This window comes from Acinetobacter rudis (assembly GCF_000829675.1).
In the GTDB taxonomy this organism is placed as follows: Bacteria; Pseudomonadota; Gammaproteobacteria; order Pseudomonadales; family Moraxellaceae; genus Acinetobacter; species Acinetobacter rudis.
In genome coordinates this window covers 20875-46038 of the sequence record NZ_BBRX01000022.1, presented here as the reverse complement: position 1 = coordinate 46038, position 25164 = coordinate 20875, and the positions used below count along the sequence as shown (strand labels likewise).

The following is a 25164-nucleotide window of genomic DNA, read 5'->3' as shown; positions in this document are numbered from 1 at the left end:
TGCCGATGAAAATTGCTTTTATTGGACTAGGCAATATGGGGGGTGCGATGGCGCACAACCTCCTTAAAGCTGGACAAACGGTTTATGGTTTTGATTTAAGTGAAAAAGCATTAAAACATTTTGCCGATGCAGGCGGAGTGGTGTGCAGTAGCCCTCAACAAGCAGCTACAGAAGCTGATATTGTGATTAGCATGTTACCTGCTGCAAAGCATGTACGTGAGGTGTACTTAGGTGAAACTGGACTTTTATCAGTGATGAAGGCAGGAAGTCTTTGCATTGATAGCAGTACCATTGACCCACAAAGCGTAAAAGATGTTGCCGCGGCTGCGGCACAAAAGGGCATTGCAATGTGTGATGCTCCTGTTTCAGGAGGAACAATTGGTGCCCAAGCTGGAACATTGACCTTTATGGTGGGCGCAGATGCGCAAACCTTAGAGCGTGCTAAACAGGTTTTAGTCCACATGGGCAAAAACATTGTGCACTGCGGTGATGTTGGTACAGGCCAAGTTGCCAAAATCTGTAATAACTTGATTTTGGGTATATCTATGGCAGCTGTTGCAGAAGGTATGGCACTGGGTGCGAAACTGGGTATTGATCCTGAAGCACTGGCAGGTGTGATCAATAGTTCGAGTGGTCGTTGCTGGAGCTCTGAAGTTTGTAACCCTTGGCCAAATATTAGCCCTAATGCACCGGCTGCACGTGGTTACCAAGATGGTTTTGCAACTCAGCTGATGCTTAAAGACTTAGGCTTGGCGATTGAGGCTGCAGGACAAGCCAAGCAACCGATTTTACTGGGTGGCTTAGTGCAGCAACTTTATCAACAAATGTGCTTGCAAGGTAATGCAACACTCGATTTTTCAAGTATTATTCAACAATATCTACCTCAGCAAGCCCAAGGATAGGGGCCGCTGCTGAGGCAATGAAAATATAAGCAATTGGACTGCGGCAATTTTCTGAGACAGAAATTACCGGTCAAGTATTAGAACAGATATAGACTGAGGTTATGCCATGTTGAACTATCAAGAAGCGGCTCAAAAATTTGATTTAAATCACGCCGCTGAGCAAATTTTATCGGGGTCGATCGATGCCCTAAATGCCTGTTATGAATGTTGTGATCGTCATGCAGATGGCGATAAAGTCGCGTTGTATTGGCAAGGTAAAGACGGTCGCCAAGAACAGTACACTTTCGCTGAGTTAAAACAACGCTCTAGTCAGTTTGCTAACTTTTTAAAATCACATGGCGTGGGTAAAGGCGATCGTATTTCAGGTTTGTTACCACGTACAGCAGAGTTGATTATTACTATTTTAGCTGCTTGGCGTATTGGGGCAGTGTATCAACCTCTTTTTACAGCATTTGGACCAAAGGCGATTGAACATCGCTTAAAGTTGGCACAAAGCAAATTTGTGGTGACCGACGTAGGTAATCGTTATAAATTAAATGATGTTATTGATTGTCCAAGTATTATTACTGTTGCAGCAGGAGATGGTTCTGGCTTGCAGGATGGCGATATCGACTTTTGGCCTGCAGTGAAAGCGCAGTCTGAGCAGTGTGAACTCACCATGCTCAGTATCAATGATCCATTTTTATTGATGTTTACCTCAGGAACAACAGGACCTGCAAAACCACTGTATGTGCCACTCAAAGCGTTAATCGCTTTTGGGCGCTATATGCATGATGCTATTCAATTATTGCCTGATGATAAGTTCTGGAATATTGCTGATCCGGGCTGGGCATATGGTCTGTATTATGGCATTACTGGGCCGTTGTTATTGGGTCATGCAACCTTGTTCTATGAAGGTGGTTTTAGCAGCGATAGCTTGTGTCAAATTGTTAAAGACTATCAAATTAACAACTTGGCAGGAGCACCAACTGCATATCGTATGATGATGGCTGCTGATCAAGAAGAAATGGCTAAGCTGCGTGGACGTTTCCGTGTAGTGAGTAGTGCAGGTGAGCCGCTTAACCCTGAAGTCATTCGTTGGTTTAAAACAGTCGTTGATGCACCGATTTATGATCATTATGGACAAACTGAAGTTGGCATGGTGGTATGTAATCATCATGGTCTAGCACATTCAGTACAACCTGGGGCCGCTGGTTTTGCAAGTCCAGGCTATCGGATTGCAACTTTAGATGATCAAGGCAATGAATTACCCGCAGATACGCCAGGGATTCTAGCTGTTGATATCGAGCAATCACCAATGATGTGGTTCGGTGGTTATCATGAGACGCGTAAATCACCTTTTGTGAAGCAGTACTATTTAACGGGTGATACCGCGGAAATTCATGCTGATGGCAGCATGAGTTTTGTTGGTCGAAGTGATGATGTGATCACGACTTCGGGATATCGTATTGGGCCTTTTGATGTAGAAAGTGCTTTACTTGAACATGATGCAGTGGTTGAGGCTGCGGTTGTCGGTGTACCTGACCCTGAGCGTACTGAACTGGTTAAAGCGTTTGTAATTTTAGCTGAAGGTATGCAGGCAACAGATCAGCTGGCTGAAGAACTTGGACAGTTTGTGAAAAAGCGTTTATCTGCACATGCGTATCCACGTTTAGTTGAGTTTGTTGATGAACTGCCTAAAACACCAAGTGGAAAAATTCAACGTTTCTTGCTTCGTAATCAGGAGATTGAGAAGCAAAAAGTAAATAGTGCTGCCAGTTAAGCACGGCATGATATTGTGCTTAGAGTCTAAGCGGTGGCTAAATTTAGTTAACGACTTAGACTTTAAAGGAATATCTGTTAAATCACTAGCCAAAAAACGTTAGATTAACGCTAGATTTGGAAAAAATGTAACACTGTAAAATAGCCAAATCATGTGAAAAGAACACAGGGTTAAAGCAATAGATCAAAGGAACGACATTATGCAATTCACCGAAGAACAACAATTAATTCGTGATATGGCGCAGAGTTTTGCTCAAGAGCAAATCAAACCTTTTGCGAGCGAATGGGATGAAAAGGGTCAATATCCGGCAGAAGCATTGGCACAAATGGGTGAATTGGGCTTTTTAGGGATGTTGGTTCCAGAACAATACGGCGGTTCAGAAACAGGTAACTTAGCTTATGTACTTGCACTTGAAGAAGTTGCAGCCGCGGATGGAGCGACCTCTGCAATTATGAGTGTGCATAACTCAGTGGGCTGTGTGCCGATTTTAAAATTTGGTACAGAAGAGCAAAAGCAAAAGTACCTTATGCCGCTAGCACGTGGCGAAATGATCGGAGCATTTGCATTGACTGAACCTCATACTGGTTCTGATGCAGCAGCGATTAAAACGCGTGCAGTTAAAGATGGCGATCATTATGTGATTAATGGTGCGAAGCAATTTATTACCTCAGGTCACAATGCTGGTGTAATTATTGTATTTGCAGTAACTGACCCTAGTGCAGGTAAAAAGGGGATCAGTGCATTTTTAGTACCACGTCATACACCAGGGTATGAAGTCATTCGAGTAGAAGAAAAACTGGGTTTACATGCTTCTGATACCTGCCAAATTGCTTTGACGGATATGCGTATCCATGAAAGTTTACGTCTAGGTGCAGAAGGCGATGGTCTAAAAATTGCCTTGGCAAATTTAGAGGGTGGGCGTATTGGTATTGCTGCACAGTCTGTAGGTCTAGCACGTGCAGCCCTTGAAGAAGCAACACATTATGCACACGAACGCACCACTTTTGGTAAACCAATTTTTGAGCATCAAGCAATTTCGTTTCGTCTAGCAAGTATGGCAACCGAAGTTGAGGCAGCGCGTCAACTGGTACACTATGCTGCACGTTTAAAAGAAGCAGGCCAACCCTGTTTAACAGAAGCATCGATGGCAAAACTGTTTGCATCTGAAATGGCGGAACGTGTGTGTTCAAATGCTTTACAAGTCTTTGGTGGCTATGGTTATTTAAAAGACTTCCCGATTGAGCGTATTTACCGTGATGCACGTATCTGCCAAATTTATGAAGGCACAAGTGATATCCAACGTTTAGTGATTGCTCGCAGTCTTTAATTGATCAAGTGATCAACAAACGTAAATAAAAGTTGAAAAGCAGTTATTAGGAATATAGATCATGCAATGGAACACGATTGAGTTAAGTATAAATAAGGGTGTTGGGCTAATTACATTAAATCGCCCTAAGGCATTAAACGCACTAAATAGTGAACTCATTAATGAAGTCAATCTAGCACTCGATCAACTTGAAAAAGATCATAGTATTGGTTGTATTGTCATTGCAGGTTCAGAAAAAGCTTTTGCTGCGGGTGCTGATATTAAAGAAATGGCTGACTTGAGTTTTCCAAATATTTATTTGGATGATTTCTTTCATTTGGCCGATCGTATCGCTATGCGCCGTAAACCGCTTATTGCTGCGGTAAGTGGATATGCGCTAGGCGGTGGATGTGAGCTCGCGTTGATGTGTGACTTTATTTACTGTGCAGACAACGCTAAATTTGCTTTACCTGAAGTGACTTTGGGGGTGTTGCCTGGGATTGGTGGAACACAGCGCCTAACACTTGCTGTAGGCAAAGCCAAAGCTATGGAAATGTGCTTAACAGCACGACAAATGGGTGCGGCAGAAGCTGAGCAAAGTGGTTTAGTCGCGCAGGTATTTGCTAAAGAAGAGTTATTAGAACAAACCTTAGCCGCAGCTGAAAAAATTGCAGAAAAGTCACTGACCGCAGTAATGATGATCAAAGAGTCGATTAACCGTGCCTTTGAAGTTAGCTTAGCAGAAGGCTTGCGTTTTGAACGTCGCTTATTTCACTCCGTATTTGCTTGTAGTGATCAAAAAGAAGGTATGCAAGCTTTTGTGGAAAAACGCCCAGCCAAATTTACCCAATAAGCGGGAGAACAGTATGAGCGAAAATAACTTACTGATTAGCCGTCAGGGGGCAGTGGGCGTGATTAGTTTAGATCGCCCAGCCAACTTAAATGCACTTTCCGTCGCTATGACACAGGGCATTATTGAGCAATTGCAAGCGTGGCGAAATGACCCACAAATTCAAGCAGTATTGATTAACTCGACCAGTCCTAAAGCATTTTCTGCAGGCGGTGATGTGCGTTATTTATACGATACTTTTAAAGCGGGTAGTACCGAATACCAAGACTACTTTGCAACTGAATATCGTATGTTAAATATCATCCGCCAATATCCTAAAACTGTAATTGCCTTGATCGATGGTTATGCTTTCGGTGGTGGGATGGGCTTGGTACAAGCATGTCATATCCGTGTCAGCAGTGAGAAATCCCGATTTGCGATGCCAGAAACTGGGATTGGGTTTTTCCCAGATGTCGGCGGAACATATTTCTTGTCTCGTCTGCAAGATGCAGGAGTCTATTTGGCCTTAACTGGTGAGCAATTCAGCGCAAGTGATGCCTTATATTTAAACTTAGTGGATGCGGTCGTGGACAGTGGCAATTTGGAAAGTCTAGAAGCGGCTTTGCTGACATCAACTGAGCTTGACCAACAAAGCATTGAGCAATTGATTGCAGATTTTAGTGTTGAAGCACAAACAAGCGCAATCCAAGCATTGATGCCTGCAATTCAACAGCATTTTTCACATACAGATTTAGCGCAAATTGAGCAAAGTCTTGCAACTGAGACACGAGAAGATCGACAAGCATGGGCTGAAAAAACCAATACGACTTTACAACAACGCTCATTATTGGCAAAACAGCTAAGCTTGCGTTTACAACATGTCGGTCGTGAACTGAGTTTAACGCAGTGTTTACAACTAGAGCGTGATCTACAAGACATCTGGTTTGACCACGGTGATTTTATTGAAGGTGTTCGTGCTTTATTGGTCGATAAAGACAAGCAGCCACAATGGCAAAAACATAATGTTGTTTTAGAAGATATTTTATCTAAAATATTTTCTAAAGCATTAGCTGCATAATATGTAACTTAAAAGTATGTTATTAAAAATAGGTCTTTATGGCCTATTTTTTTATTTTTAAAATTTTAATCAATAATAAATTTTTCATTATATAGATCTAAGTTTTGATAAGTGGATTAAATGATAAATTTAAATATTGTTTAAGTCTGATTGATAGTGGTTTATATTTTTAAATAAAGTGATATATTTGATATCAAGTGACCGATATTTTATCGGGCTTGTTTTCTATGTGTTTTATAATTTAAAAAATAAATATTAATTTAATAATATATTTCTCATTATATTTCTGGATAGTTTAATCAATAGGATGTGGGTTAAAAAGGAGTATAAATCTTGAAATCATCAATGGTATGCAAAGGTGTTGGCAATGGTTTAGTTCATATGGTTAATCGCTTTTGCCAGAAAATAAATATTAGCTCGCCCATTCGGAAACAATACACTTTGAATGAACGTATCCCTTTAGAGGAATGGTTTAGAATTTTGGGTTATTTAAACAAGCATTATCATGAAAATGATTTGGCTATACAGCTTGGTGAGTTAAGTGAGCTTGAGAGTATGGGGCTAATCACCTATCTCAGCATGTATTGTAAAAGCGTACGGGAAGTATTTCAGATATATGCACGTTACCAAAAGGTTTGGTATGACATTGTTAACTTTAACAGAGTCGAAAATAAAGATGAGTTTGTGATTTACTGGAACAACCCTGCATATATTGAGGCTGGGTTATATATGAAAGAAATGCGCATTGCACTGATGGTTGGGCTATGTGTGTTGATGAAATATATGTCTGATCTGGCGCTATCTGCAAAGTTTAAAGTTGAAAAAATCGAATTGCGTTTAGCCAATGTTTCTTTAGCAGAAACAAAACGCTCTATCGAACATTTTTCATGTCCAGTCGTATTTAAGGCCGAATCAAATCGTATTTGTTTCAGACGAGAAATGTTGGAGTTAGAAATATCGACACCCAATCAAGATGAATATTTAAGACGAATACTAACCCACAGTGCGGATGTTCAATTAGAAAGATATTCACATAACACTAATTTTAAGGAATTGATTTATAGCAGTATTGTTACAGCACTCCAAGAAAATCGTACTGATATACAATATGTTGCTGAAAAAATTGGCTTAAAACCCCGCGTAATTCAAAATCGTTTGAAACAATATAATTGTAGTTATTCTGAGCAACTGGCTGAAGTTCGAAAAATGCTTGCTTTTCATTATCTTGAAAATGAAGATTTAACTATTGGTGAAATTTCAATTTTGCTTGGCTATCAGGAACAAGCCTCTTTTCATCATACGTTTAAGCTTTGGACAGGTAAATCACCACGTAGATGGCGCTTAGAAAGAGGAGCAGCCTAAGCACGCACTGGTTTGTGGTATGTGTTATATAAGTTAAAACGTATGCTTGGGAGAAGTCATACGTTTTAATTGTCTATAGATTATAGATTAAGGTTTGGCCCATGTTGCAGTGAACTGTACTGCAACTTCACCATTCCAAGTGCCATCTTTGAGTTGAGTAAAGTCGGTATTCTGCCCCGTGGTATTCATCGCATTTTTGATACTGAAACCAAAATCAGCTTGGGCACTATCACGACCGTGACCAGCATAAACCTCTTTTTGAGCTAAGGGGGTTAAACCTGCGTGCACACCATCTCCAGTACTGATTAAGACAGTTTCTTGTGTCTTACTGAGCTCCTGACCATGCCATTGAATTGCAACTTTGAGTTTTGAAGGGTCATCAAATCGTACCAGTTCATCTGAGATTACTTTAGATGTTAATTTAAAATCTGTTGAACCAATCAAACCCATGAGCGTGATATTAAACTTGCCATACTCCTTGCTAAAAGAATTACTGCCTTCAGCATATTGGAAGTTTAGTGAACTTAATGGAGTAATCACAAGTGTGCTTGAAGTATCTTTAAAAGCACTCGTTTGCCATTTAGCAGTAGCAGAACTTGTTATGTTTTCTGCAAAAATATTAATACTAACAAAGCAAGCGATAATGAATAAACTATATTTTTTCATGAGGACTCCTAATTAAGAACTTGGATTGAGTGTTGCGTTGTTTAATCAGTCCTTAAATTTTATTGTTAAATGAAGTATGGGTCTTGTGATAATAAGCTGTGTTTTATGTCTGATTAATCTGACTATTTTTGTTGGTTAATATTTTTTGATTTTATATTAATGAACTTGTTAATTTATTTTGTGTGTGTTCTTTGCTTAATATAATTTTCATAAAAAATATATAAATAATAATTAAATATTTTTTTGATTATTTATTAATGAACTTAACTGCTTTGTCATCTGTCTATGTCATGATCCTTTAAATTACTGTATGGGTAAATCAACCACATAACAGGTTCAACGAATTGTGAACTTTAACTGTGATGACATTAATATTTAATAAGAACTGGGTATGACCACATCTGTTGTAGTAAAGACTTCAATCTGGCAAATTTTTTTTATATTTTTTAAATTAGGGCTCACTTCATTTGGTGGTCCAATTGCTCATCTTGGCTATTTTCATCAAGAATTTGTCGTTAAGCGTGGTTGGTTAAGTCAACAAGAATATGCTGATTTAATTGCACTGTGCCAGTTTTTACCTGGCCCAACCAGCAGTCAAGTGGGGATGGCTCTTGGCTATCGCCAAGGGCACTATTATGGAGCAGGTGCTGCTTGGCTTGGTTTTAGCCTACCTTCTGTGGTGATTTTGCTCTTTTGTGCTTTGGCTTTATCCCATTTGGGGCAAGCTGTATCGACTGGACTTATTCACGGCTTAAAGATTGTGGCTGTAGCTGTGGTTGCTCAAGCAATTTGGATGATGGCAAAACAACTTTGCCCAGACCCAATACGCGTGAGTTTTATGCTTTTTTCCTGCTGTAGCGTATTACTTTTTCCTGCACTTTGGATGCAAGTTGCAATTATGATCATTAGCGCACTTTTAGGCATGTACATATTTGCGTCCAAGATTGATCGCTCAGACAGTACCATTGAGGCGAACGTGCAATTGCATTTCCGATCTTTAATCAATCAAAGTGCTTTTTGCTTGCTACTGTTTGTATTGTTGCTGATTGGTTTACCCATAGTGCTACAGTTTTATCCCAATTCAGATTTGGCTTTGTTCGATGCTTTTTATCGCAGTGGTGCATTGGTCTTTGGTGGGGGACATGTGGTTTTGCCTTTATTACAGACTGAGGTTGTACAAAGTGGTTGGTTAGATGCAGATCAGTTTTTTGCAGGTTATGCATTGGCTCAAGCTATGCCAGGCCCGTTATTTAGTTTTGCGGCCTTTGTCGGGGCTGCGATGCCTGTTGATTTACCTGTAATTGCAGCTTGTATTGCGGTGCTGGCGATATTTTTACCTTCTTTTTTATTACTTTTTAGTGTGCTGCCTTTTTGGCAGGTATTGAGTCAAATGATCTGGGTACGATCTGCATTGCTGGCAGTCAATGCGGCTGTTGTTGGTATATTACTGGCTGCGCTGTATCAACCTATGTGGACAAGCAGTATTTTAACCCCCTTGGACTTTTGTTTGGCTTTACTGTTTTGGGTTGCATTAATGTTTTGGAAAACACCTGTATGGTTGATCGTTTGTGTCGGTGCTGGGATTGGTTTTAGTTTTTTATAATTTTAAGAGGTTTGCTCAGCGACACGATGAAATCAAGCCGTGATAGCTGAGCTGTTAAGTGTGAAAGATACAGAGAAAAATGATTTAGTTGGATGAAATTTGTTGTTCAGACTCGGTCTGACGGCGTACATGCAGTAGATCAAGTGCAGCAAAAAATGCAGCTGCTGCAACCAGCATTAAGCCAATCATACAGGCCATACTCCAGCCACCATGATGCCAGCCATAGACCCCGAGTGCAGAACCACAAGCGCCACCAATAAAGTAATTGGTCATATATACCGAATTGACGCGTCCTTTGGCATCCGGACGTAAACGGAAAATAATATTTTGATTCGAGGTATGCACCAATACTAGTCCCAGATTAATCACGCCAAAGCCAATGATATAGCTCACTAAGTATTGCCCACCGAAATATAAAAATATCCAGCTGATTGCTAAAACGACGATACCAGACCAAGTGAGGAGTTTGGTGTGGCCTCGATCTGCAATACGACCTAAGAACGTGGTTGATAGTGCACCAAATACACCGACCAAGGTGACCACACCAACCATAACATCTGATAATTCAAAGGGTTTTGAAGTGAGTAATACTGCTATGGTTGAAAATAAGATACTCATTGCAGCAAAGGCACACCCGCCAAGTAATGAGCGATAAACCAAACGACGTTCAGTAGCAATCAACTGTCCCATTGAATGGAAAATCTGAAGATAGCTCATCTTAACGGTTTTGACCGCAGGCAGTTTTAACATCAGAAGCGCTGCTAAAATAAGCATGCAGATCCCACTTAAGAGATAAATCAATTGCCAATTAAACAGGTTTGAGAGCAGTCCAGCCATACTGGTTGAGATGAGTAGGCCAACCAATAAGCCGCTCATCAAAAAGCCAACAACTTGTCCTGTGCGGTCTGGTCGAGTGGCAATAGCTGCAAGTGGGATCAGCACTTGTGCTGCTACAGAGAACATCCCCACGATAATCGTGCCAATCCAAAGCATATTTAAGTTGGTCGAAAAAGCACAAATAAATAAACCGACTGCTGCAAAGAACATGAGGAGTGGAATAAATTTGGTTTTATTGACTATATCCCCTACAGGTACGATGAGTAGTAGCCCCAATGCATAAGAAACCTGAGCAAAAGTCACGGTGAGAGAAGCTTGTGCTGCTGTGACTGAAAAGTACTGCTGAATAGAGTGAATTAGGGGTTGGCAGTAATAGTTTGCGCCTGCGCAGAGACCACAAGCGACTGCCATTAGCCAAAGTAGTGATTTATTTTGACTAATATCGAGTTGAGGGGACATCATATTTCCTTGGGTGACGGCTAGAGTGTATAAGCCGTAGCTTCGATTTCAATTTGCATACCTGAGAGTGCTAAACAAGGCACAGGTATCAGCGTACATGCAGGAAATTCAAGACCCTGCCAAAGTTGTTGCATGATTTCAATCAACAGTTGGTGCTTCTTTGTATTGTGATCTACGATATAGATTTTCAATACTGCAATATCGGCAAGTGTAGCAGCACGATCTTGTAAGATGTATTGAATGTTATCAAAGCATTGCTGTAGTTGAGTACTAAAATCTGCAGAAAGTTGTCCATGAATATTTTGTCCGCCCTGACCTGAAACATGCAAGGTGCGATTGAAATGGCGAACTTCAGCGACATGACTAAAGGCAAACGCTTTGGGATTGAAAAGCTGACTTGGGTTATACAGGTTAAATGCTTGGATATTTTGAGACAGTGTTTTAGAACGCATAATAATCAGTAAATGCTGGAATGACTGTGCTAGTCTAGAAGCTAAAGTTAAGTTGAGGTCAAGCGAAATGACAGAGAAAAATGCACATCAGTGGATTAGTATTGGTGAACTGGCCAAACGTAGTGGTGTAAGCGTCTCTGCAGTTCGTTTTTATGAAGAAAAACAATTGATTTGGAGTGTACGCACCGATGGTAATCAGCGACGTTATCAACGTGCGATGTTGAGACGAGTTGCGATCATTAAAGTCGCACAATTGGTGGGCGTTAGCTTAGAACAAGTTAAGTCCGCATTAGATATATTGCCTAAAGATCGCGTACCGAGCAGTGAAGATTGGCAACAGATGTCACAACAATGGCAAGCCGATTTGGATCAGCAAATCATGGGCTTGCTCAAGTTGCGTTTGCAGTTGGATAAATGCATTGGTTGTGGCTGCTTATCTGTAAAGCAATGCCCACTACGCAATCCAGATGACCAATGTGGTGAGCAAATTACAGGACAACAATATCAAGACACTTTAAATGTGTTACTGAAGCAGGAATTGTTGAGTAGTTTACAGGTACACCAATTCTGAGTTTTGGATTTTTGCTGTTTTACCGATCCAGAGCGGCTTGTTAGCAAGGCCATGTCCGAATTGGGAAGTTTGATATAACGCCACACCCAAACCATCGAGATGTTCTGAAAAAATTTGCGCCAGACTATCGGGCACATTTTTTTGTGGACATTGATAAAAATCTCCCAGTACAACAGCACGTAACTGTGAGGTATCGGTACTTTGTAACAGTTGAGTCAGGCAGCGTTCTAAGTGGTAGTAGGCTTCACCGACATCTTCAAGCAGTAAGATACTAGGCTGCTTAAACGCCAATGCCGCAGCCGTACCTTGGATGCTGCACAGTACTGTAAGATTACCGCCTAATACATTTGCTTGTAGTGTTGGGTTATTTTGTGCGATAGCATTCATGGGTTCAAGCGTTAGATGCATAGGGCTTGTGGGATCACCCATGATCTGTACTGCGGCCATTGCATCATCAGAGAGGGCTTGCTCTGGGTGAGTTAGGTTTTTTATGGCAGTTTCTTGAAAGACGGGGCCATGTAATGCTTGACCACCACGCTGAGCAATGAGGTTCAGTAGGACGGTACTATCAGAGTAACCAATCAGTGGTTTATTTAATATCCAGTCATCTATATAAGGCACAAGCTGTGCTGCACCAACTCCACCACGACCACACCAAATGACGTCGATATCTGGATCTAAAAAAGCATGTTTAAGATCATCAACTCGTTGTATTGCTGTGCCCGCCAAATAACGGTGCTGTGCTTTAATATGTTCAGCTAAACTGACTTGATGACCGAGTGCTTGCAGGTGACTTTGTGCCAGTTGGATATGTTCAAAGTCAATACAACTACTTGGAGTAACGATATGAAAATGCATAAAAAGTCCAAACTAGTGACTGAGTTTCTTTTTAGATAAGGTAATCATCATGACACCAATGATGTTGAGTAAGCAACCAAACCATTGTATGGCATTGAGCTGCTCACCTAAAAATATGACTGCCAGTACAATGGTGAGAATTGGGCCGATTGATGCAATCATGGCTGACTGTGAAGCACCTAATCGTTGAATACCTTGCATTAAGAAAATACTTGGCAGTACCGTGACGAAGATCCCTAAAGCGATACCATACCAGATGACACTGGTGGGGAGTTGTTGAATTTGTGCAAAAGGTTCAGGGGTAGCCAGTACAAAATGAATTAAGGTTGCAATACAGGCTACACTCAGTGCAAGACCCGTAAAGTTCCAAGACCCGAAACGTTGAATGAGACGCGGCGTGAGTAATAGATAAGCAGCAAAGGCAATAGCACTCGCAAATACCAAACTTGCACCAAAGAAAAACTGGTCTTGCAAAGCATTTTGACTCTGTTCTTGTAGCATAACAATAACAGTACCACCGTAGCTTAGAACAATGGCAAATATAGTTTGTAAACTGAGTTTTTGCCTATAGATGGCAGCAGAAGCTAATACGGTCAGCGTTGGATAGAGGAATAAAATAATACGCTCAAGCGATGCGCTAATGAACATCAAACCATAAAAGTCTAACCAACTTGCCAGATAATAACCGATAACACCTGCAACAATTAGCAATCCCCAATCTGTGAGTGATACGTTACGGCTTTGTCGCCTGCAGTACCAACACAACAGCAGAAAAAAAGGCAGGGCACTGGCCATACGTAGTGCCATCAATAAAGTGGCATTAATATTTGGTGCAACAGCATAGGCCTGCTTAATAAAAATGGCCTTACTGCTAAATAAGAACGCTGCTGCAATTGAATAGATCGAACCCACAAGGATGGGGTTTTGGTTCAGTTTGATCAAAATATGCTTCCATTGCCATGACGAGATGGATAACCCTGTTTGAAATAGAACATGGTTGATGTTCGAGTTTATTACAAAAAGCGCAGACATACGGCAAAAAAAGTGGCTTTTGACAATTTTGACAAAAACGTGAAATAAAAAAGTCAGTCTGTCTATGTAAATAAAATCAAGACTTAGCTGGTGACGAGTGCCTCAGTCACTTCGAGAATGTCTCAAAATGGTGCGTTTTTACAATAAAATTCCTTTAATATCAATTTTCAAAATGATTGACGCATAAGTTTAAAAAAAATTTAAATTATTTTTTTGCCAGAATCGACTTTAAAAAACATCATCAACAAGCCTTCAGTAGCTTGGACTAATATGCCGTTTTGACACAAAAGAAAAAATAACTCTTACTGATTTCGTAGAAGTTTTTAGTTGATGAATCTATTGCTGCTGAGTGTCATTTAGGCACTTGTTGGCACAGGCTCAGCTCAAATTTAATCCTATTGAGCGCTTGTTGTTATTGGTTAATTAAACTGCAGTGCGTGCATTTTTGAGTATGAATAGTAGAAATTTACGTTGGGATTAGAAGGGAACAAAAGCGGTTCTGAAAAATTTTAATGCGGGTAGATTGAACGATAGATTCACTATCTAATGAATGTAGCTAAATTTTTTAAAAAACCGTGCATCTTAATTTAAATGAAAAGATAGTTGAACTTTAAAATAAAAATATGGTCATTTATTAAAAAAATAGTAGGTAGCAATTTAAAATAGTTCAATTAGAATCCAAAAATTCAGTACAACGCATCGTTGAGGGAAGCATTACAGTTTGTGATGCTGTCTTAGAGAAAATTAGCTTGAGGGACGCTCATGCAAATAGGAATTCCAACAGAAACTGTCGCCAATGAAAATCGAGTTGCTGCGACACCAGAAACCGTAAAAAAGCTGGTCCAAGCAGGTCATCAGGTGGTGATTGAGCGTGGTGCAGGACTTAAGGCGGCTTATATTGATAGCGCTTATGAGCAAGCAGGTGCTGTGATTAGTGCTGATGCCTACAATGGTAGTCAGATTATTTTAAAAGTTCGTGCACCTGTCGGTGACGAAATTAAAAAACTACCAGCACAAAGCATCGTAGTGGCTATGTTCGATCCACATCGTAATCCTGACCTTGATCAGTTCGCGGCTCAGCAAGTTTCTGCATTTGCATTGGAGTTGTTACCTCGTACACTTTCACGTGCACAGAATATGGATGTTCTTTCATCGCAAGCCAACCTTGCTGGTTATAAATCCGTACTTCTAGCTGCGGCAGAATATCAGCGTATGTTCCCAATGTTAATGACCGCAGCAGGTACAGTGAAGCCAGCACGAGTCGTCATTATGGGCGTTGGTGTTGCAGGTTTACAGGCGATTGCGACAGCGAAACGTTTAGGTGCAGTTGTTGAAGCGACCGATCTACGTCCAACAGCGCGTGATCAGGTGGAGTCATTGGGGGGTAAGTGGCTTGATGTCCCAATGTCAGAAGAAGAAAAACAGCGTGCAGCTGATGCCGCAAAAAATGGTTATGGATGGACTCCAGGTGAGCAGTATATCCAAGACCAAGCCGCGATCGTGGATAAAGCAGTATCAAATGCTGATATCGTGATTACGACTGCTTTATTGCCAGGACGTGCCGCACCACGATTGATTAAAGCAAGTACTGTGGCAAAGATGAAGCCAGGCTCAATTATCCTCGACATGGCTGTTGAAAGTGGCGGTAACGTGGAAGGTTCTCGTAACGGTGAAAATGTTATGACGGACAATGGCGTTAAGATCCTTGGGATTCCTAATATTCCATCGACATTGTCTACTGAGGCTTCAGCGCTTTATTCACGTAACGTGTTTAACTTCATCGAAACACTTTTTGATTCAGAAAAGAAACTTGCATTGAATCTTGATGAAGAAATTCAAAAAGCCTTGTTAATTACCCATAACGGCCAAGTGCTGTTGAAACGTGGATAAGGAGTGGCCTCATGGTTGAAACAATTACGATTTTCGTTTTAGCAATTTTTGTTGGCTATTATGTCGTTTGGGGCGTTACTCCAGCACTACATACGCCATTGATGGCGGTAACGAATGCGTTGTCATCGATTATTGTGGTCGGTGCAATGTTGCAGACGGTGGCATTACCTGTGATGGGTGTGCAGCCGATGGTGGAATTTCAAAGCATAAATATCATCAGTATCTTGGGTGCTGTAGCAGTATTTTTAGCCAGTATTAATATTTTTGGTGGTTTTGCAGTGACTGCACGCATGCTGGAAATGTTTAAACCAAAGCAAAAGAAATAAGGAGAAGTTGCCATGGAATTTATACAACAGCATGCAAATTGGCTTTATCTCGTTGGCGCCATCTTATTTATTTTGACTTTGCGTGGGCTTTCTGGACCTAAAACTGCAATTCAAGGTAACCGTTACGGCATGATCGCAATGGGAATTGCGGTTGTAACGACATTTTTTATTGCGGAACAACCTGTCGTCTGGATGATCGTGGGGGCAATGGTACTTGGTGCAATTGTGGGTATTGCTCGTGCACGTACTGTACCAATGACACAAATGCCAGAAACAGTCGCATTGATGCACTCTTTGGTGGGTTTGGCTGCGGTATTAATTGCAATCGCTGCAATCTTACATAACAACCAGTTGATCAGCCTATATGCTCAAGACGCAGCAGCAATGAGTGCTGCAGGTGTAGCTCCGTCACACATGAACCAAGTTCACTTGTTTGAATTGTTTGTGGGTTGCTTTGTGGGTGCGATTACCTTTACTGCCTCTGTATTCGCTTATGGTAAATTGGCTGCGAAAAAATGGGCAAAAACAATTGCTGGTGCTTGGGTGAAACCCGTACAGGCGCTAATCTTTATCGCTATGCTTGCTTGTGGTGTGTACTTCTTTACCACAGGGAACATGTCAGCATTCTGGGCAATGACTGCTTTGGCTTTAGTCTTTGGCTGGGTATGGATTGCACCAGTTGGCGGTGGTGATATGCCAGTTGTTGTGTCACTCCTGAACTCATTCTCAGGATGGGCAGCAGCAGGTATTGGTTTTACACTTGAAAACAACATGCTGATTGTTGCAGGTTCTTTGGTTGGTTCATCTGGTGCGATTTTATCTTACATTATGTGTAAGGCGATGAACCGAAATATCATCAACGTTCTGTTTGGTGGTGCAATGGGCGGTGCAGCAACAGCAGCAAACAACGCTGATGCAGGCGAGAAAGTTCAGCGTAATTATCGTTCAGGTTCAGCAGATGATGCAGGCTTCTTAATGTCAAATGCAGATAGCGTTGTGATTGTACCTGGTTATGGTATGGCGCAAGGTCGTGCACAAAATGCAGTCAAAGAGTTGTCTGAGCTATTGAAAGAACAAGGGGTAACAGTACGTTTTGCGATTCATCCTGTGGCGGGTCGTATGCCTGGACATATGAACGTATTGTTGGCTGAGGCAGATGTTCCTTATGATGATATCTTGGAAATGGATGAGATTAACTCAGACTTTCCTGCTACAGATGTAGTTTTGGTGATTGGTGCGAACGATGTAGTCAATCCTGCAGCAAAAGATGATACTAGTTCACCAATCTATGGTATGCCAATTTTGGAAGCTCATAAGGCTCGTACAATTATGGTAATCAAGCGTTCTATGGCAACAGGTTATGCGGGCTTAGATAATGATCTGTTCTATAACGAAAAAACCATGATGGTCTTTGGTGATGCGAAAAAAGTAGTCGAAGATATGACAAAAGCGATCAACGGTACAGGACATTAATCCAATTTACTAAAGCTGAGTTGCATGAGTAACTTAGTCAAGTTTAGGCGAATGTGAGCTTCCATAGAGAATGCTGCATTCGCCTTATTATTTGCTGTTAACTTATTGCTTTAGGGCTATTTTCTGAATTGAATGACGGCAGTTGTTGAATAAGTATAAATACTTTCTTAAACTTACTTATGGTTATTTCATAAATTTTTAGTAATTATTTTTGTCCGTTTATTTTTAGAGCTGTACATAACGAAGAAATAATTTTTAAGTGGTTTTGGATGGATCGTGTACTTATGGGGATATACCGTTATATTCCGATCATCTGGTTAGCTATTTTTTCGTGTTCAACGCATGCAGCTGCTTTCCCTTTGATTCAGGATGTTTATTTTGCACCGCACTATCTCTTGTTGCTTTTGGGTGGCTTGTTTGTGTTGCTCATGCAATCGGGTTTGGCCGTGGTGGAAGGGGGGTATGATCCTGAAACTCGTGTCGGTTTGGTTTATGCGATTAATTTTCTTGCCGCGTTCTTCGGCTGTATCATCTATTTGTTGCTGAGCAATTGGATGATGTCCAACAAAATCGAGTTTGCTCTGTATTGGGAGTTACTTACATTTGATTGGCATTGGAACTTATTGTTTTTTTATATGTTAATGGCGACGACCATCAATATGGTGGTGAGTCGAATTATGCCCAAAAATATTTCGATTTGGCAGTATTGGTGGATCGCTCTAGCACTTAGCTCAATTGTATTTTCGATCAATAGCCAATTGATTTCTGGTGGCTTTTCAGAAAATGAAGGTTTTTTACAGCATCTTGGTTTTATTGATTTTGCAGGTGCAACGATTGTTCACTCCACTGCAGCTTGGATTACTTTGGCTGGATATTGGGTTTTTGGAAAAGATCAACAAGACCAGATGCAGCGCCGTGATTTAGGTTCAGATGATGGGCGTTTGCTGGCAATGGCCTTGGGTGCATTTATCTTGTGGTTGGCATGGTCTGGTTTAAACGCAAGTTATATCTCTACGATACCTGTCAATATTCAAGTGATTGTGGTGAATACCCTGACCACGATTATTGGTGCAATGCTGTCAATCAAAGCCTTGGGGCTACTTTTTGCTCGAAGCATATCTTTTGAGCAGTTGATTAAGGCTGCATTGGGTGGTTTGGTTGCCATTACCGCCAGTTGTGGTTTAGTTTCTGCGATCAGTGCTATGGGAATTGGCATGGTTGCAGGGGCGCTGGTGTTCTGGTTACCCAATTTAATACGAGAGAAAATTGCAGCAAAAAATATTGCAGATGTTTTGGTTATTCATGGTGTATGTGGGGTATGGGGAACATTGGCAGTAGTGTTTTCAAATCACCCAGTCATTTTAGTGAGTGGTAATATTAGTTTGTGGGTACAGTTGCTTGGTGTGGTTGTTAATTTTATCTGGAGTTTTTCAGCAGCTTGGCTGCTTTTTAGTATATTGACTTGGTATCGTAAGAAATTTAAAAAAGAAAAGTTAACGCCAGTGTCAGAGTCTTAGGCGATTAAACGTAAGATTGGGTGAAGGGTGTGCATCAGTTGTTATCGTGAACAACTGATGCGATATTCTTTTACGCTACTGATTCAGCGCCACTGCGCCATAGGCTTTCTAAGTCGTAGAATTTGCGTGCTGTAGGCAGCATAACATGAACGACAACAAAGCCTAGATCGATCAGGATCCATTCAGCATCACGTTCACCTTCAATCCCAATTGGGCGGAAACCAGCTTTACGTGCTTCGTCAGCAACATTATCTGCAAGCGCTTTAACATGACGGGTAGATGTACCGCTTGCAATCACAATCGCGTCTGCAACATTACTAATGCTGCTAATGTCCATTTCAACGATGTCTTTTGCTTTGACGTCTTGCAAAGCTTCATTGACAACGCTTAGACATGCTTGAACGTCTTGAGATTGTGCTGTGTTTAGTGCTTGAGAAGAATTAGAAGTGCTGGGCGATGGTTCTAAATTCATTTGAAGTATATTTTCCTGAAAATTACTCATTGGTGAATATAACGCTTTTGCGGTCAAATTTCAATTCAATCCTGTCGAGTCCATCCGTAATTTAAGCTGGATTGACTCAACATGAATATTACCTGCTATCCAAAATACTTATTTTTCCATGCTAGAGAATCAAGGGTATGCTGTGTTGGAATATATTCGGCTGCAACAAACCCTTCATACTGGCTTTGCTGGATACTGTGGAAGAAATCGGTAAATGCTAGCGTTGCGCTATCAGGCTCATGACGACCGGGGTAGTCAGCAAATTGGATATGTGCAATATGTTCAATATTTTGCATAAAGCACTGCACAATATCTTCACCCATCATCGCCATATGATAGCAATCGTATTGAAGTTTTAAGTTGGCTTGATTGACTTGGGTTAGTAAGTCCACACCTTGCTGCATGTTTTGAATGATAAAGTTTGGCATATTTATACCATTGATCATCTCGACAAGCACTTGAATCTTGTGTTCTGCAAAGCGAGGACAGGCCCAAATCAGGTTGTCTGTGAGCGTTTGGATACATGCTGCATGTGAACAGTCTGAGGGTTGGCGACCAGCTAAAACGTTGACCCGGGGAACATGCAGTGCTGTCGCATATTCGATGGCAAGTTCAACTGCCTGTTGAAATAGCACCTCACATCCGGGGATCGCAGCTAGACCATGACCGCCTTGCATAAGATCACCTGCAGGCACATTAATTAAACATAGACTGAGCTGATGTTGCTCAAGCTGCTGTTGAAGATCTTTGATGCTGAGTTCATATGGAAATTGGATTTCAACATGTTTAAAACCTTGGGCAGCAGCCAAGGCAAAACGTTCAAGGAGTGGGACTTCTGTAAATAAAGTCGAAAGGTTAGCAGCAAGCTTCATGTGGGCAGGCATCCATGCAGTATTTTCTGTGTTTTAAGAGGACATTAATAGATTTCAGCGCAGTGTATTCAAAGCGCTGAGATGTTTTATTTTAAACAGATTTAGCTTGTTCGAGCTGGCGTATTAAGCTAGATAAATCAGCTTCTGCAAAACCTTTAGATTGGTGTTGATTAAGTTGATCTAAGGCTTGAGTGGCTACAGGAAGCTTTAAATTACAGTCTTTGGCAAGTTGTACTGCATTGTTGAGATCTTTGGCTAAGGTTTTTACTTTCCACTGCACTGGTTCAAATTGGTGTGTGGCCATACGAGGACTTAAGATCTGAAAAGGCTTTGAGTCTGCAAATCCACCTGCTAAAGCAGGAGCGAGTAAAGTTGTGTCTACGCCTGCTTGATTTGCAAGTGCTGTTGCCTCTGCAATCAAAGCACTATTGGCTGCTACGATGAGTTGATTACAGATTTTAGTGGCTTGTCCTGTTCCAACAGCTCCCATGCATGTAACGCGTTGAGAAATATGGCGGTAGAGATAATCCAGTTGTTTAATCTGATCGGCATCTCCACCAGCAAAGACCACAAGGCTACCTTGTTCTGCGCCAATTACGCCACCTGAGACTGGAGAGTCAATCCATGTGACTTGGGCAGATGCAGCCTGTGTGGCCAACTGCTGTGTGCAATGTACTGAAAGGCTTGAAAAATCAATAATCACTTGCTGTGCTTTTAGGTATGGAGAAAACTGCGCATAAACCTGTTGTACTGCTGCGTCATCGGAGAGGCAGGTTAAGATTAAGGGATATTGTGCAATTTTTTCTAATGCTAAGGGGGTGGCGCCTAAGTCCAGTAACGCTTGGCAGGCTGTTGCAGTACGGTTCCAAACCGCGACTTCAAAGCCAGCATTGAGTAAGCGTGTTGCCATACGGCTACCCATGAGCCCCATTCCTAAAAAGGCAATTTTTGTGTGCTGTTGATTTGACATATTGTTCCTTCAATTACATGTGTTAGCAGCGTATGTTGAAATAGGCTACTTAAACTGTCGTGATAAAAATTCTGTTGTAGGCGCTTTGTCCTTACGACGTGCGAGCTTACTATTTTTGCCTAAAAGTAATTTGAGCTGCCAGATTTTTTCTAAGCGTAATGATTTGCTTGGTTGGTGTTGCATTGCATCCAGTACACGTTTGACTGCTAGTAAAGCATCTGGTGAGCGCTGCTGCATCTCTTGAGCTAGACTGATGGCTTTATCAAGTGGCTGTTCGTCCACATGGGTGACGAGGCCAATTTGATGTGCATAAGTTGCATCGAAAACACGTGCGGTGAGCGTTAACTCTTTAGCTAAATCAATCGGGATGAGTCCTTTTAGTGATTGTGATAACCCCATATCAGGGACTAAGCCCCAGCGGCTTTCCATAATCGACATTTGTGTTTTAGGGTGAGCAATGCGTATGTCTGCGGCCAATGCGAGTTGCATGCCAGCACCAAAGCAAAATCCCTCTATAGCTGCGATCACAGGAACAGGAAGCTCTTGCCAAATTAAAAAAGCTTTTTGAAATAGGCTTTGACCCGGTTTGATCAGTTCCCAAGCTGCGTATGCCATATTTTTAGGATCATTTAAGTCTTTTAAATCGATTCCTGCACTAAAGACCTGCGCCTCACCCGTTAAGATCACACATCGAATTGAGCGATCTTTCTTGATTTTTTGTGCAACATGAATGAGCTCTTGCAGTAGGGCAAAACTCATTGCATTGCGCTTTTCTGGACGGTTTAAACGCACGATTGCTAGACCGTTATCTTTTTCAAATTGTATTAGTGCCATGATCATTGTCTCGAGTTATTTTGTTTTGCAGCATAGCATGTGGCTTTAGACTCAACATGACAGTACAGTCACACTACACTGCTTGCTTTTCGCAAGCAGCATGGTTTGAGTTCATTCATCTAGGTTTAACATTTTCTTTGCCGCTGCTGTTACATCATCTATTGCATGTTCAAGTTCAGTTAAACGACGTAGCACCTCTTGGATAAACTGTTCATCTGCTTTGCGTCGTTCTTTACGTAAGGTCGAAACGAATTGTTCAAATTGCCCACTAATATTCTGTAAGCGTGGCGTGCCGACATAACGTGTTGCACCATAGAGTCGATGTAATACATGCTCAAGTTGTGGGAAGTCTTCGAGTTCAACTAATTGTTGCATTTCAGCAAGTTCATTTGGAAAGCTTTTTACCAGCATTTTGAGTAAGTCTTGTGCCAGCTCCTCTTTATTGGCAGCCAACTGTAAACTCATTTTCCAATCTAAAATCTGCGGATCCACACTTTCAATAAATACAGTCTTTTCATTTTTACTTACTGAGGAGGTAGATGACGCAAATTTATCACTGGTCCATTGCGTCAGAATTTGAATGATCTGTTCAATCTGAATTGGCTTAGTGACATAGTCATCCATACCCACCTTAAGTAGTTTTTGTTTTTCATCAGCAAGTGCATGCGCGGTTAAAGCGATAATTGGCATACGCATACCATCCAAAGTCGATTCAAGTGATCGAATGGCACGTGTGGTGTCAATACCAGACATCACAGGCATTTGAATATCCATGAAAATCAAATCAAATGGACTAATTCCTTGTTCAATACGTTGTTGAATAATTTGTAAGGCTTCTTGACCACTCATTGCTTTGATGGCTTCAACCTTGAGCTCACCTAAAAGTGCTTCAAGAACAATCAAGTTAGGTAGATGGTCATCAACAATTAACACCTGTAAACCACAGCCTTCAAACTTGGTGTGCGACTCTGCTTCAAATAGGGGTTTATTTTCGAGCAAATTAACCAGTGCAGTACGACTAATTGGTTGATAAAGTGCACGGGCTTTAAATTGATGCAGCATATTCGGATCAAGCATCATTTGGTAGCCATACACAGCTAAGTTACCTTGGTAACGACCACGAATCTCTTTTAACATGGCTTCCGTGTCACCACTATGGTCTACAATCAGCCAAGTATTGTCCGAAGTATTTTTCAGTCCATTTAATCTGCTGAACAAGTCTAAGATGGACAGCGTCTCTGTATGTTGAACTTGATAGTTTTCTAAATAATGACGTAACACCGTTGCCGTCGCAGGGTGTGCAACATAGGACACAACATGCATCTCAGGGAATGCTGGATGTTCTAAGCTATGATGTGCAGGGCATTCAAAATTCGCAGTGAACCAGAATGTTGAACCTTTGTCTGTTGGTGCTCGTTCTTGGTTATCTTCAAAACCAATTTGACCTTGCATTAAACTGACCAGTTGTTTTGAAATGGCCAAACCAAGCCCAGTACCACCGAACTGACGAGTGACTGATGCATCACCTTGAGAAAAGGACTCAAATAGACGTTTACGATCTGTCCCACTGAGACCGATGCCACTGTCTTGTACGCTAAAGTGCAGTAAATAATGCTGTTTCTGATCTTGTTCAACTCGAACACGAACAATGATTTCACCATCTGGAGTAAACTTGATCGCATTAGAAATTAGGTTGGTCAAAATCTGCTTAACACGTAACGCATCACCAATCACATGTCGTGGCACATTGTCAGCATAGTAAAAGGCCATATCAATTTGTTTTTGAGCAGCCAGTGGTGACAGCATATCCATCACATCAAAAACAGCTTCTTCTAAATCAAAAGGTGCGGTTTCTAGTTCAAGCTTACCTGCATCAATTTTGGAAAAATCGAGAACATCATTGATGAGTGCCAAAAGGTGAGCTGACGATTTGCGAATCGTTTGTAAATATAAGCTTTGGTCGTGGGTTAAATTGTCTTGTCGCAACATTAGATGGATAAAGCCATCAATACTGTTCAGCGGTGTACGTAATTCGTGACTGATATTGGCCAAAAAGACCGATTTGGCTTGGTTCGATGAAATCGCTTGGTCACGTGCTTGTTTATAAGTAATGTTTTGCACTTCAAGCGTGTCAAGGGTGCGGCGTAAATCGTCTTCGGTTTGTTCAGTATGTTCTTTGAGTTCAAGGAAACTAAAATGCAGGCGTTTGACCACATTGGCAATATCGCGTTGCAGCAAGCGCAGTTCACCTGTACTGTTGACCAATACATGCTGGTCAAGTGTGTCGGCACTTAGGCGCTGCAGTTGCATGCGAATTTCATACATCGGTGCGATCCAACGACGCGAATAGAAATTTAAACATAGCACCAAGAGCAATAGGGTCAGTAGCCCCGTTGTAATGAGAACAATGAAGACACGGTAACGTGAAAGCTGTAACGGTTGGTTGTCTAACTCAATGACTAACCATAGATGGCGAGGCGCTTGAGGCACTTTGAGTTCAATGCCATAAATGGAATTGCCTTGATCACTGATTGGGCCAAAACTTTCAATGTTGGTGGGGATCTTGGGCCACTGATCTGCTTTGCGAAAACCAATATTGCTCAGGTTTTGATTGTTGGAATCGATAATCGCAACACTAACCAGAGACTTTTCTTGCAACATGTTTTGTAATGAGTTTTTTGTTACTTGTTGGCTGAGAATAGTGTTTTCTACAAATTGTTGTTGCAATAAGACTTCAGCGATGTGTTGGTAGCGACTTAAAATGGCAACAGCTGCATATTGTTGTTGTGCTTTTGCAGAGTGCGAAGTTTCGTGAAGTACCAGCAATGCACCGACACAGGCCAACACCATAATCGGCACAAAAATCAGTGCGATAAGTTGTCCGTAGGCATGGTTGAGTTTTAAGCGTTTGTACAGTGTTTTGTTGATGTTCTGCATGACTTGAGTCACTTTTTCCCTTGCAACGAATATTAGCATGCTTTGACATAAATGGCGGCAGTTTAAGCATATTGATGAAAAAGCTATGGAAATGGGTGCAGTGGGGGGCAATATTTCATACAATAG

Annotated in this window: 22 protein-coding genes; 12 read left to right on the top strand and 10 right to left on the bottom strand. The window is 41.3% G+C overall.

What is annotated here, in order from left to right:
* Nucleotides 1-5 precede the first annotated feature (5 nt).
* From mmsB to Aru01_RS05720, 6 genes are all read left to right on the top strand, one after another.
* A complete protein-coding gene (mmsB, locus tag Aru01_RS05745) occupies nucleotides 6-902 on the top strand; it encodes a 3-hydroxyisobutyrate dehydrogenase (RefSeq protein ID WP_016657457.1) in 897 nt (298 codons plus the stop codon).
* A gap of 106 nt (nucleotides 903-1008) precedes the next feature.
* Nucleotides 1009-2664, top strand: a complete 1656-nt coding sequence (locus tag Aru01_RS05740) for an AMP-binding protein (protein WP_016657456.1) — start codon at nucleotides 1009-1011, stop codon at nucleotides 2662-2664.
* 199 nt (nucleotides 2665-2863) lie between these two features.
* Nucleotides 2864-3991, top strand: a complete 1128-nt coding sequence (locus Aru01_RS05735; RefSeq protein ID WP_016657455.1) for an acyl-CoA dehydrogenase family protein — start codon at nucleotides 2864-2866, stop codon at nucleotides 3989-3991.
* A 61-nt stretch (nucleotides 3992-4052) separates the two neighbouring features.
* Complete coding sequence (locus Aru01_RS05730; protein WP_016657454.1) at nucleotides 4053-4823, top strand: enoyl-CoA hydratase-related protein; 771 nt, start codon at nucleotides 4053-4055, stop codon at nucleotides 4821-4823.
* Nucleotides 4824-4836: 13 nt separating this feature from the next.
* Nucleotides 4837-5877 carry an enoyl-CoA hydratase/isomerase family protein gene (locus Aru01_RS05725; protein WP_016657453.1) on the top strand — a complete coding sequence of 347 codons (1041 nt, stop codon included), beginning with the start codon at nucleotides 4837-4839 and terminating at the stop codon, nucleotides 5875-5877.
* A 441-nt stretch (nucleotides 5878-6318) separates the two neighbouring features.
* Nucleotides 6319-7239, top strand: a complete 921-nt coding sequence (locus Aru01_RS05720) for an AraC family transcriptional regulator (RefSeq protein WP_162183600.1) — start codon at nucleotides 6319-6321, stop codon at nucleotides 7237-7239.
* A gap of 87 nt (nucleotides 7240-7326) precedes the next feature.
* On the opposite strand, the gene Aru01_RS05715 is transcribed toward Aru01_RS05720, so the two are convergent.
* A complete protein-coding gene (locus tag Aru01_RS05715; RefSeq protein ID WP_016657451.1) occupies nucleotides 7327-7905 on the bottom strand; it encodes a common pilus major fimbrillin subunit EcpA in 579 nt (192 codons plus the stop codon).
* 391 nt (nucleotides 7906-8296) lie between these two features.
* Here Aru01_RS05715 and chrA point away from each other — a divergent pair, with 391 nt between their 5' ends.
* On the top strand, nucleotides 8297-9508 hold the full coding sequence (chrA, locus tag Aru01_RS05710) for a chromate efflux transporter (protein ID WP_016657450.1): 1212 nt from the start codon (nucleotides 8297-8299) through the stop codon (nucleotides 9506-9508).
* Nucleotides 9509-9592: 84 nt separating this feature from the next.
* Here the strand turns inward: chrA and Aru01_RS05705 are convergent, their stop codons facing one another.
* Nucleotides 9593-10804: an MFS transporter gene (locus tag Aru01_RS05705; protein WP_016657449.1), complete on the bottom strand. Its 1212-nt coding sequence runs from the start codon at nucleotides 10802-10804 to the stop codon at nucleotides 9593-9595.
* A gap of 20 nt (nucleotides 10805-10824) precedes the next feature.
* The gene (locus tag Aru01_RS05700; RefSeq protein WP_016657448.1) at nucleotides 10825-11256 is read right to left on the bottom strand and encodes a RidA family protein; all 432 of its coding nucleotides are present in this window, start codon (nucleotides 11254-11256) and stop codon (nucleotides 10825-10827) included.
* 67 nt (nucleotides 11257-11323) lie between these two features.
* Between Aru01_RS05700 and soxR the strand changes: the two genes are divergently transcribed.
* Nucleotides 11324-11827 (top strand): redox-sensitive transcriptional activator SoxR, encoded by a 504-nt coding sequence (soxR, locus tag Aru01_RS05695; protein WP_016657447.1) that lies wholly within the window; start codon nucleotides 11324-11326, stop codon nucleotides 11825-11827.
* On the opposite strand, the gene Aru01_RS05690 is transcribed toward soxR, so the two are convergent.
* Complete coding sequence (locus Aru01_RS05690; protein ID WP_016657446.1) at nucleotides 11807-12685, bottom strand: S66 peptidase family protein; 879 nt, start codon at nucleotides 12683-12685, stop codon at nucleotides 11807-11809. The genes soxR and Aru01_RS05690 overlap by 21 nt on opposite strands.
* 12 nt (nucleotides 12686-12697) lie before the next feature.
* Entirely contained in the window at nucleotides 12698-13624 is a 927-nt protein-coding gene (locus Aru01_RS05685; protein ID WP_040331436.1) for a DMT family transporter, read from the bottom strand.
* An 855-nt stretch (nucleotides 13625-14479) separates the two neighbouring features.
* On the opposite strand from Aru01_RS05685, the gene Aru01_RS05680 reads away from it, so the two are divergent.
* From Aru01_RS05680 to Aru01_RS05665, 4 genes are all read left to right on the top strand, one after another.
* Nucleotides 14480-15607: a Re/Si-specific NAD(P)(+) transhydrogenase subunit alpha gene (locus Aru01_RS05680; protein WP_016657444.1), complete on the top strand. Its 1128-nt coding sequence runs from the start codon at nucleotides 14480-14482 to the stop codon at nucleotides 15605-15607.
* Between the two features lie 11 nt (nucleotides 15608-15618).
* Entirely contained in the window at nucleotides 15619-15933 is a 315-nt protein-coding gene (locus Aru01_RS05675) for a proton-translocating transhydrogenase family protein (RefSeq protein WP_016657443.1), read from the top strand.
* Between the two features lie 12 nt (nucleotides 15934-15945).
* Entirely contained in the window at nucleotides 15946-17406 is a 1461-nt protein-coding gene (locus Aru01_RS05670; RefSeq protein ID WP_016657442.1) for an NAD(P)(+) transhydrogenase (Re/Si-specific) subunit beta, read from the top strand.
* 269 nt (nucleotides 17407-17675) lie between these two features.
* Nucleotides 17676-18923 (top strand): ammonium transporter, encoded by a 1248-nt coding sequence (locus Aru01_RS05665; protein WP_081407216.1) that lies wholly within the window; start codon nucleotides 17676-17678, stop codon nucleotides 18921-18923.
* Nucleotides 18924-18993: 70 nt separating this feature from the next.
* Here Aru01_RS05665 and rsfS read toward each other — a convergent pair whose 3' ends face one another.
* The 5 genes from rsfS to Aru01_RS05640 all read right to left on the bottom strand — a co-directional run bounded on the left by rsfS (nucleotide 18994) and on the right by Aru01_RS05640 (nucleotide 25038).
* On the bottom strand, nucleotides 18994-19395 hold the full coding sequence (gene rsfS / locus Aru01_RS05660) for a ribosome silencing factor (RefSeq protein ID WP_016657440.1): 402 nt from the start codon (nucleotides 19393-19395) through the stop codon (nucleotides 18994-18996).
* A gap of 125 nt (nucleotides 19396-19520) precedes the next feature.
* Nucleotides 19521-20297, bottom strand: coding sequence for a hydroxypyruvate isomerase family protein (locus Aru01_RS05655; RefSeq protein WP_016657439.1), 777 nt, complete (start codon nucleotides 20295-20297; stop codon nucleotides 19521-19523).
* A gap of 91 nt (nucleotides 20298-20388) precedes the next feature.
* Complete coding sequence (locus tag Aru01_RS05650; RefSeq protein WP_016657438.1) at nucleotides 20389-21267, bottom strand: NAD(P)-dependent oxidoreductase; 879 nt, start codon at nucleotides 21265-21267, stop codon at nucleotides 20389-20391.
* A gap of 45 nt (nucleotides 21268-21312) precedes the next feature.
* Nucleotides 21313-22101, bottom strand: coding sequence for a crotonase/enoyl-CoA hydratase family protein (locus Aru01_RS05645; protein ID WP_016657437.1), 789 nt, complete (start codon nucleotides 22099-22101; stop codon nucleotides 21313-21315).
* A 111-nt stretch (nucleotides 22102-22212) separates the two neighbouring features.
* Entirely contained in the window at nucleotides 22213-25038 is a 2826-nt protein-coding gene (locus tag Aru01_RS05640) for a GacS-like sensor histidine kinase (protein ID WP_016657436.1), read from the bottom strand.
* Nucleotides 25039-25164 lie beyond the last annotated feature (126 nt).